Here is a 3,701-nt window from a genome sequence, read left to right as displayed (position 1 = left end):
CCCCGGCGGTCTACGAGCTGAGCGAGCTGTCCTTCGACGTCAACGGGGACGGCACCGGGCCGGAGATCCGCCTCGGCGCGAGCAGTTGGGTGTGGCAGCGGAACGGCCTGTCCGTCGCCGACCGGGAGTACGCGCGCGGAGTGACGGTGCACGGCGACTCCTCCGTCACGATCGACCTCAACCGCAAGTGCACCGCCTACGACGCCGTGGCCGGCGTCGACGACCTGACGCTGAAGCTCGGCAAGGTCGTCTTCTCGGTGTACGCCGACGGGGTCCGGCTGTGGTCGTCCTGGACGGTCAAGGGCGGCGACCCCGCCGTGCCGGTCCATGTGAACATCGCCGGCCGGGAGACGGTCACGCTGGTGGTCGAGCCGCACAACCACCTCGACACGGTGGCGCTGGCGGACTGGGCCGAGTCGAAGTTCACCTGTTCGTAGCCGTTGGTGTGCCCGGGGCCGGATCGGGAGCGGAGGCCGGTGTCGGGTGCGCGCGCACGGCCTCGGTGAGTTCGCGCAGGGCGGCGGTCAGCGTCAGGCCCCTGCCCCGCGCCCGCTCGGCCTCCTGCCGCTCGGCACCCAGGGCTTCGCGGGCCGCGGCCTCGGCCCGCTCGGCGAGGGCGCGCTGCGGGGCGGGCCGCGGGTGGGGGCCGTACAGCACGTCGGCGACCGCGCGCAGCCGGGTCGCGCGCGGGTAGTCCGCGAGGCGGGTCAGCAGGTTCGCAGCGCAGTCGACGACGGCCGAGAGGACGGCCTCGGCGCAGTGGTCGGCCAGCGCCTGCCGCAAGGTGCCGGCGAGCAGCGCCAGGGCGGGTTCCGGGCCTGCCTCGGCGGCGGCGACCTCCGCCTCCAGCATGCCGAGCGCCGCGATGAACTGGGGCGGTGGTGTGCCCGCTGCGGCGAGCACCCGGATCGCGTCGCACAGCGCCCGCGCGTGCGCGGTGTCGCCCTCGTCCACGGCGATCTGGGCGCGCAGCAGGAACACGAACGCCCTGGCGTCCGCCACGCCGTAGCGCTCGGCCGCGGTGTCCGCCTCGTCGAGCGCGGTGAGGGCGCCGGCCCGGTCGCCCGAGCGGTAGGCGATCTCCGCGAGGCGGGCGATGAGGAACGGCGACTCCGCGTACGCGCCGACCTCGTAGGCGAGCCGCAGCCCCTCCCGGTACTCCCCCTCGGCCTCGATGAACCTGCCGCGCGCCAACTCCGCCTCACCTGCCGCGCTGCACACCTGGGCCCGCATCCAGCGGTCGCCGACACGCCGGCTGAGGACGCGCAGCTCGGCCAGGTCGTCGTCCACGCCGTGCAGCCCGCCGGGAGAGTCGACGACCGCGTGCGTACGGAACATCAGGACGCAGCCCAGCTCCCATTCACCGCCGTGAGCCCGGCAGTTGGCGACGGCCGCGTCCAGGATGCCGCGCAGGTCCTCCGTGTCCCGCAGGTGGAACGCGGTCAGCGGCCAGATCAGGCCGGGCATGCGGGCCGCCTCCGGGCCACCCGGTTCATAACGGCTGCGCAGCCGCTGGAGGTACGCGGCCTGTCGGGGGTCCGCCGTGACGCCCCTGGGCTCGGACTCGGACAGCAGGAACAGGTGCAGCATCCGAAGACACATGCGCTGTGTGTGCCGGGGGTGGGCCTCCTCCCCGTCGGGCTCCGCGAGGAAGGCGTCGACGGGATCGACGGCGGCCATCCGGGTCGCGAGGTCGGCGGGTACGGCGGAGGCGGCGCAGGCGGCGTAGGCGGCCGGGACAGCCGGGGTGGCGGAGGCCGCGAAGTCCTGGCCCGGGGTGGGGAGTCGGTCCAGGACCGCGCCCAGGCGCAGGGTGCGGTCGGTCCAGGCGGCGCCCTCGTAGCGGTAGTTGCGCAGCCACCAGAACCAGCCCATGGCGATGCAGACGGCGGCGGCCTCCTCCTCGTCGCCCGCGGTGAGACCGCGCTGGATCGCCACCCGGATGTTGTCCAGCTCGGTCTCCAGGCGCGATATCCAGGGGAGTTGCTCCGCGGAGCGCAGCAGGGGGTCGGCCCGCGCGACGAGCGCGCGCACCCAGCTCCGGTGCCGCCGCTCGGCCGCCGCGCGTAACTCCGGGGTCTCGGCGGCGCGCTCGGTGGCGTACTCGTGGATCGTCTCCAGCATGCGGTAGCGCATGCCGCCGTCACCGGTGCCCGGGGCCGCGACGACCAGGGACTTGTCGACGAGTGCTCCCACGAGGTCGGCGACGGGGCCGGTGCACACGGCCTCCGCCGCCTCCAGGTCCCAGCCGCCCGCGAACACGGACAGCTCGCGCAGCACCGTGCGCTCCGGCTCGTCGAGCAGGTCCCAGGACCAGTCGACGACGGCCCGCAGGGTCTGCTGGCGGGGCAGAGCCGTGCGGCTGCCGGAGGTGAGCAGGCGGAAGCGGTCGTCGAGGCGCTCAGCGATCTGACGGGGGGTGAGCAGCCGGAGCCGGGCGGCTGCCAGCTCGATGGCGAGCGGCAGCCCGTCCAGCCGTCGGCAGATCTCCGTCACCGCTTCCTCGTCGCGCGGGGCTGCCGCCGCGTCGCGGCGGACGGTGGCCGCGCGCTCGGTGAAGAGGCGGTACGCCTGGTCGGGGAGGAGGGGCTCGACCGGACGGACCGACTCGCCGGGGACGCCCAGGGGTTCACGGCTGGTGGCGAGGATGGTGAGCCCTGGGCAGCGGGTGAGCAGGGTCTCGGCGAGGCCGGCGGCGGCGCCGATGACATGTTCGCAGTTGTCAAGGATCAGGAGTTGGCTGCGCGGGGCGCAGTACTCGACGAGCAGGGCGACCGGGTCGTCCTGCGGGGTCGCCAGGTCGGTGGTCATCAGCACGGTCTCGCGCAGACCGAGGGCACTGACCACCGCGCCGGGCACCGCCTCCGGCCGGTCGAGCGACGCCAGCTCGACCAGCCACGCCTGCGGGAGCCCGGCGGCGGCTTCCTCGGCGAGACGGGTCTTTCCTGAGCCGCCCGGTCCGGTGAGGGTGACGAGACGGGCCCTGTGCAATTCGGAACGGATGGCGGCGATCTCGGGTTCCCGGCCCACGAAAGAGGTAAGGCGCGGACGGAGGTTGCCGGTGCGTTCGGGGAGTAGGGGCGTGTCCGCCTTGGCCGGGCGCGGCGGGCTGCCGCTGTGACCGCCGCCTGCGCGGTCGCCGTAGCCGTCGAGCAGTTCGGCGTGCAGGGCACGCAGGGCCGGGCCGGGGTCGGTACCGAGGCCGTCGGCGAGGGTGCGGCGCGCCGTGTCGTACGCGGCGAGGGCGTCGGCCGGGCGGCCCGTGTCGCGCAGGGCGCGGATGAGGAGCGCGTGCAGCGGTTCGTCGTAGGGATGCGCGGTGGTCAGTTCCGCCAGGCGGGGGACGGCCTCGTCGGCCCGGCCGAGCAGCAGGTCCGCCTCGGCGCGGGTGCGGGACGCCTCCAGGCGCCGGGCCTTCGGGCGGGCCGCCGCGGGGTGGTCGCGGAGGTCGGCGAGGGCAGGGCCGCGCCACAGGGCGAGGGCCTCGTCGAGGGTGCGGGCGGCGGTGGCGGGGTCGCCGTCGCGCAGGGCCTCGGTGCCCTGTCGTACGAGGCGTTCGAAGACGAAGACGTCGACGTCGTCCTCGGTCGCCGCGAGGCGGTAGCCGCCCGGTGCGGAGGCGACGGCGTCCTTGCCGACGGTACGGCGCAGGCGGCCGACGAGAGCCTGGAGGGCGGCGGGGGCGTCCTGGGGCGGGGCGT

At 75.2% G+C, this 3,701-nt stretch carries 2 protein-coding genes; one reads left to right on the top strand and one right to left on the bottom strand.

The window, feature by feature from the left end; translation table 11 throughout:
• The coding region (locus tag BZL64_RS36605; RefSeq protein ID WP_208639601.1) for an NPCBM/NEW2 domain-containing protein at positions 1-437 on the top strand (437 nt) is incomplete at its 5' end.
• Here the strand turns inward: BZL64_RS36605 and BZL64_RS36600 are convergent.
• Positions 424-3,701: ATP-binding protein (locus tag BZL64_RS36600; protein ID WP_107430424.1), on the bottom strand; the 3,278-nt coding region annotated here is incomplete at its 5' end. The genes BZL64_RS36605 and BZL64_RS36600 overlap by 14 nt on opposite strands.

Origin of the sequence: Streptomyces bobili (genome assembly GCF_002154575.1) — a bacterium.
In the GTDB taxonomy this organism is placed as follows: Bacteria; Actinomycetota; Actinomycetes; order Streptomycetales; family Streptomycetaceae; genus Streptomyces; species Streptomyces bobili.
Note: the sequence above shows the minus strand (reverse complement) of the source record. Positions and strands in the feature narration are given on the sequence as shown.